Consider the following 6,401-nt stretch of genomic DNA (forward strand, 5'->3'; position numbering starts at 1 on the left):
CCATATTAGAATATGAGATATTTTATAAGTAAAAATATTAGTAAAGAAGAACACCTGGCCTAGATGTTTATTACTTCTTATTTGTAGAATTCTGGATCCAATGAAATAACAGTTTCAATAACTATTCAGTCTCTTATTATCTCTGGATGCTCATAAACTTCATTAGGATTCATTCCAATCCTAAATCCATCATTTAGTTTTTCAATTTTACTTATATCTTCTTTACTAATTTCAAAACTAAATATATCGGCATTTTCTTTTATCCTTTTATATGTTGTTGATTTAGGAATGGTAGCGACTGCCATCTGCAAATCCCATCTTAATACTATTTGAGAAATTGTTCTCCCATATTTCTGCGAAAGTTCCTGTAAAAATGGAATTTCAAAAACTAACCCCCTCATTAAAGGCGACCAAGCTTCTAGCTGAATATTATATTTTTTACAATACTCCATCAAGTCTTTCTGAACAAGCCTTGGATGAAATTCTATTTGGTTTACTGCTGGTATAATCTCAGCATTTTCTATTAATTCTTTCAAATGATGTATTGTAAAATTACTAACCCCTATGGCTCTTATATATCTTTCCTTATATAACTTTTCAAGTGCCTTCCAAGTTTCTTTATTTAAGGATTGTGGCCAATGGATTAAATATAAATCTAGATAATCAGTCTTAAGTTTTTTTATAGATTCTTTGAAAGCCTTAAGGGTTTTCTCATAACCTTGTTCTGAATTCCAAACTTTATCAACTAAAAATATTTCATTCCTTGATACAGCACTTTCCTTCAATGCACAACCAATTACTTCTTCATTTCCATAAAAAGAAGCTGTATCTATATGACGATATCCAAATTTTATACTTTCCTTTATTGCGTTACTAAGTTTAATCCAGTCTTCAGCATTATAAGTACCAAATCCAAGTAACGGCATTTTAACTCCATTATTTAGAATCACATAATCTTTACTATTTTCCAACATTTTTCTTCCCTTCATGTTATTTATAAAAGTTGAGGCCTGCAACTTATTATATTATAATAAGTTAATGATAATTTTTCCCTTATACTTGCTATCATTTTAAATAAAAAACATTTCAAATTGAATAAAAAGAAAGGTAATTAATTTCATATGAAAATTGACAATACAGACATTAAAATTTTGAAGGAACTTCAATTAGATAGTCGTCTATCTATTAGAGAATTATCAAAAAGAGTCAACCTATCTCCTCCATCAGTTGCTGATAGAATAAGAAAATTTGAAGATAGTGGAATAATTGAAGGATACACTATAAAAATAAATGAAGCTGCTTTAGACTTTTCCATACAATGTATGATTCAAATTGATATTAAAAATAGTAATTTTGAAAAATTCAAAGACTTTATTTATAATCATCCCCGTGTAATTTTCTGTTATAGAATTGCAGGTCATTCTTGCATATTGTTAAAATTAAGTGTTAAATCAATATCTGAAATCGAAAAATTTGTTGATTCTATTTCATCATTAGACTCTACAACTTCTACACATATTATATTTTCAGAAATTCCTATAAATAAAAGTATAGAGAAATTCTTTTTAGATTTCTAAATTTATGTGTTTTGAATTAGCTATATATAAATTTTTATATTCACAGGATTTATCAATTATCTTTTTTGCTATTCCTTTGTATTAATTTTTAAATGTCATCTTTGTGATGGATAAGTATATTCCATAAATTCTTCATGAACATTTCTTAACAATTCAGGAATTTTCAAATTCTGTGGGCAGTGATTTGCACAAATTCCACAAGATACGCATTGATCTGCTCCAGCGCCTGAAGGCACTAGATTACTTTGATAAACAGCTTTATCTATTACATGAGATTCCATTAGCTTCTGGCTGTTATAAAGCTTAAATATTTCAGGAATTGCTACACCTTTTGGACATGGCATGCAATATCTGCATCCGGTGCATCCAATGGCTTTCTTAGCTTCATAAGCTTCTCGTATTTTACTAATAAAATTCAAATCCTCTTCTGACATGACATTTGGAGCTGAATGTTCAAAAATTTTCAAATTATCTTTTAATTGTTGTAACGTATTTGTACCACTTAGGATGACAGATACCTCGGGCATATTATACAGCCATCTAAAACACCACTCTACTAATGGACGTTTTTCTGGATATTGCTTAATTAAATCACGCACTTCTTCTGGAACAATATTAAGTATGTTGCCTCCTCTAAGTGGTTCCATTATTACTGCAGCTAAACCTTTAGCCGCACCATATTTAAGACCTTCTACTCCAACTTGCTGATTTTCATCCAATATATTCAACTGTATTTGAAACATTTTCCAATCATATGCGTCTACAATTTCTTTAAATGCATTTAAGGTATTGTGAATCGAAAAACCTTTATGACTTATTTTTCCTTTTTGCACCATTTTATCTAAGAAAGTAAGACCATCAAATCTCTTGACCTTCTCCCAGTTGCCATGATTCATATTATGAAGAAGATAAACATCAACATGATCTGTGCCTAGCCTTATCAATTCTTCATCCAAGTATTTTTCAAAGTCTTCATGTTTTTCTATATTCCAAATAGGACTTTTAGTAGCTATATAAGTTTTATTTCTGTATCCGTCCTCTAATGCCTTTCCTATTATTCTCTCACTTTCTTTGTAAATAAATGCTGTATCAATATAATTCACGCCATTGTCTATGGCATAACGTACCATTTCAATAGCTTCCTTTTCATCAGAAGGAAAGCGCATACATCCAAGTCCAAATCTTGACACTTGCATTCCTGTTTTTCCAAATTGTGAATATTCCATAATATTTCTCTCCTTTTTTAAATTTTATTAGTTTTAAGTACCTTTATAAAATGCCCTTAGAAATATTATCATTAAAATTCCTTAACTACTCTAGACCATTGCTGCAAAAAAATTGCCTAAAACTGCAACCTATTATAATTTCAACTTAATAAGCTGTATTGAATTCTTTCATCATATCGAGTATTATTTAGAATAACAATATAATTGATAAAAACATATTCTTAAATTAACAAAATTGATAAAGGATTTTTTAATTAAAGGCTGGTGAGTGTAAATGTTAACCCAACCCCCCCGCTCCATAACTTTATCTGAAGAGAATCCCTCTAATAAGCAGAAGTTAATCAACAAAATCATTAGTATGACTGAAAAAATTACAAATACTGATGGATATACTGAAACAATAATTCCTTTCCTTATTATTTGCAGACATAATTATGAAACTCCAGTGGTTCAAGGTGTATTATCACCTTCGTTTTGCCTCGTTCTGCAAGGTAGAAAAGAAGTTTATCTTGGCGAGCATATTTTTCAAGCAAATCCTGGAGATTATTTGGCGTCTGTAGTGGATATACCAGCCTCTGCCAGAGTAACCGGGTGCACCAACAACTCCCCTTACATAGGTATTCGCATTAGTTTTACCATGGAAGAAATAACTTCTGTTATGCTGGAGGCTGACATAAGCGTTGACAAGAGAGATAATAAGTTAATATTTGGAACATGTATTGGAAAATCTGATACTGACTTTTTAGAATTATTTGTAAGACTTCTCAAGCTTGTAGATAATCCCTCAAAAGCTAAGTTTTTATCTAAACTTATAAAGCGTGAAATGATTTTTCATCTATTATCAGGAGAGTATCGGCACTTATTTTTGCAGCAGGTATTTTTTGACCAGCAATCTGATGGAGTTGGAAAAGCTCTTGCATGGATTAAAGAAAATTACACTCATTCATTTACTATTGAAGAACTTGCAAGATCCTTTAATATGAGCGTATCCGGACTACAACATAAGTTCAAGGCTATAACCTCACTGAGTCCAGTCCAGTACCAAAAAAAGCTGCGTCTTCAAGAAGCAAGACGTCTTATGCTTAGTGGCTCTATGGATGCAACAACAGCTGCACTTGAAGTTGGCTATGAAAGTCCATCCCAATTTAGCAGAGAATACCGTAGGTGTTTTGGCATGCCGCCTCTTAAAGATATTAAAGCTGCACAAAAAAACTACTCCCCGACTGACTTAGAAAGTTTTCTGAAAAGATTAAACCATTTTGAAAAGACGACCTAATTATAAAAACGCCTCACTTAACTTCACATTAAGCGGCGTTTAGTATTATGATTTTAAAAAAAGTAACTGTTTAAGTCATATGCAAATGGTCGTGGGTTTCATGGTGGGGGCGAATCGCTATGGGTAAATTTAATTCCATACATCATTTGCATTTACTTTTAGCCATGAAACTTTATTTTATTATTCTACTAATTTCCTACCACCCGTAAAAGCTCTATCCATGAGTTCTTGAGGTATGCTATATCCTGGAGCCTCAGTGCTACAAGCAAGTATATTATCAATTAGATCCCATCCAAAAAGTTTAGAACGCATCTTTAGGGATTCAAAAAGCTCACTGCATAAATCTTCATTATCTGCAGCCTGTGCAAATACAGCAATAATCTTTTTCCCAGGATAACGTGGCTTGAAGTCATGTCCAAACATAGGACGTAAACGGTCAAACCAAGTCTTTGCCTGAGCGCTAAAGTAAGACATATAAATTGGTGAACTTATTATAATTCCATCAGCAGATTCGATGTCGCTATACATAGATTGTAGTTTGTCTTTTATAATACAGACATTCTCCTTTCTGCAATAATCGCATGCCTGACATCCTCTAATTCCAGTATCATTGAGATCATATACTATAATTTCTGCTCCTTCGGACTTTGCCCCTTCTATTACTTTATTAAGGAGCTGCATAGAAATCCCTTTCTTTCTAGGACTTCCAATAAATGCTACAATTTTACTCATTTTATTACCTCCATAATATTGCTTTTATATTATTTAATTTGTGAAATATATTGTAATAAATGAATATTCATTCAATCATTTTCTTTAATCTATTATATTAATTTTGTTAGGCCATTTTAAAATACTTTTGAGCCTAAAAATTTGGAACCTGGGCTATGATGATTAAATATTCATTTAAATTAATCATAAAGAATTTATTTTTTTATTGAAGTACAACTCAGTTCAATTATTTCCCTAATATTTTGTTCTGTAAATTCAAACTCTCCATTGAAATACTTTTTAGCAATTTGCATTAATGGACTAAAAGAATAAATAAACAATAGCTCAATATCAATTTCCTTAAAAACACCACATTTTTTACCATTTTCTAAAAACTCTACTAAGGGTCTGCCTATCATCTGAACTTCTTCATATACTTTTAAAACAAATGGTGAGTTCATGAATTGTTCAATAAAGAGAAATTTTCCCTTATTGTTTATAAAGAAATTAATATAATTATTCAATATCTTTTTAAATTCAGCTTCTGTTGGTTGTAGAATATTAACTCCATTTGATATTTTTTGCTGCATATCTTTTTTAGCATCCAAAAAAAGTTTTCTAAGCATATCATCTTTATTATCAAAATAAGTATAAACTGTCCCAGGGGCAATTCCAGCTTCTTTTGCTATCTTTGATATTGAGATTTCCGCTAACCCCACTTCATTTATTAGTTGTATTGCTGCTTTAGTAATCTTTTCTTTTTTGTCATCATCTTTATATCTCATAGTTAATTCTACCTCACCCTTTGGTATTATACTGTTTTACCAACTATTTTTTATATATCTTTGTACTTCATATTTCTATATTAAATGATCATTCAATTAAAGTCAATGCTTTTTTGAATGATCATTCAATATTCAAACTCTTAACAAGCAAAAGCTTATAAACTCTTGTTGATTAAGAATAATATCTTTTAATTATAATAACATACCACCAGATGCTTCAATACGTTGGCCGGTAACCCATCCCATTTCATCCGTACATAAACTAGCAACAACACCTCCAATATCAGAAGCTTCTCCAATTCTTCCGAGTGCAGCATAAGAACCAATAGTATCTTTCAAACTTGGATTTTTAATATAAGTATCTCCACTAAATTCAGTGTTAACAGGTCCAGGCGCTATAGTATTTGCTCTTATACCTCTAGCTCCTAATTCTTTAGCCAAATATCTAGTAAAGACTTCTACTGAACCTTTTGCAGCAGCATAAAGTCCAGAACCTGGAGATGTAAATCGAGTTAATCCTGTTGAAGTGTTCACAATTCCACCTTTGTCAGCAATAAGCGGAATTAGTTTCTGTGTTAAAAAGAAAACTCCTTTAAAGTGTATATTAACTATTTTGTCAAATTCCTCTTCTGTAACTTCTAAAATAGGAGTGTGATTTGAGATCCCAGCATTATTAATTAAAAAATTAAACTGCTCTCTATTCCATTTATCCTTTAAAACATCTGATAACTTAGATACAAAGGAATCAAAGGAAGATATATTACTTACATCAAGCTGAATAGCAGCAGCTTTACCACCATTTGCTTCAATTTCTTTTACAACTTCA

General features: G+C 31.1%; 7 protein-coding genes. 2 read left to right on the forward strand and 5 right to left on the reverse strand.

The window, feature by feature from the left end; genetic code table 11:
- Positions 1 to 125: 125 nt before the first annotated feature.
- On the reverse strand, positions 126 to 971 hold the full coding sequence (locus tag CLOBL_RS26605) for an aldo/keto reductase (protein ID WP_278281370.1): 846 nt from the start codon (positions 969 to 971) through the stop codon (positions 126 to 128).
- A gap of 150 nt (positions 972 to 1,121) precedes the next feature.
- Here CLOBL_RS26605 and CLOBL_RS26610 point away from each other — a divergent pair, with 150 nt between their 5' ends.
- Positions 1,122 to 1,577 (forward strand): Lrp/AsnC family transcriptional regulator, encoded by a 456-nt coding sequence (locus tag CLOBL_RS26610; RefSeq protein ID WP_077861756.1) that lies wholly within the window; start codon positions 1,122 to 1,124, stop codon positions 1,575 to 1,577.
- 95 nt (positions 1,578 to 1,672) lie between these two features.
- Here CLOBL_RS26610 and CLOBL_RS26615 read toward each other — a convergent pair whose 3' ends face one another.
- Positions 1,673 to 2,803 (reverse strand): aldo/keto reductase, encoded by a 1,131-nt coding sequence (locus CLOBL_RS26615; RefSeq protein WP_077861757.1) that lies wholly within the window; start codon positions 2,801 to 2,803, stop codon positions 1,673 to 1,675.
- Positions 2,804 to 3,077: 274 nt separating this feature from the next.
- Here CLOBL_RS26615 and CLOBL_RS26620 point away from each other — a divergent pair, with 274 nt between their 5' ends.
- Positions 3,078 to 4,079: an AraC family transcriptional regulator gene (locus CLOBL_RS26620; protein ID WP_077861758.1), complete on the forward strand. Its 1,002-nt coding sequence runs from the start codon at positions 3,078 to 3,080 to the stop codon at positions 4,077 to 4,079.
- A gap of 180 nt (positions 4,080 to 4,259) precedes the next feature.
- Here the strand turns inward: CLOBL_RS26620 and CLOBL_RS26625 are convergent, their stop codons facing one another.
- The 3 genes from CLOBL_RS26625 to CLOBL_RS26635 form a co-directional block, all read right to left on the reverse strand.
- On the reverse strand, positions 4,260 to 4,811 hold the full coding sequence (locus tag CLOBL_RS26625) for a flavodoxin family protein (RefSeq protein ID WP_077861759.1): 552 nt from the start codon (positions 4,809 to 4,811) through the stop codon (positions 4,260 to 4,262).
- Positions 4,812 to 5,005: 194 nt separating this feature from the next.
- Complete coding sequence (locus tag CLOBL_RS26630; RefSeq protein WP_077861760.1) at positions 5,006 to 5,575, reverse strand: TetR/AcrR family transcriptional regulator; 570 nt, start codon at positions 5,573 to 5,575, stop codon at positions 5,006 to 5,008.
- 192 nt (positions 5,576 to 5,767) lie between these two features.
- Positions 5,768 to 6,401, reverse strand: a 634-nt coding sequence (locus CLOBL_RS26635) for an SDR family oxidoreductase (RefSeq protein ID WP_077861761.1), incomplete at its 5' end; no start/stop codon positions are given.

This window comes from Clostridium sp. BL-8 (genome assembly GCF_002006495.1).
GTDB lineage: Bacteria > Bacillota > Clostridia > Clostridiales > Clostridiaceae > Clostridium.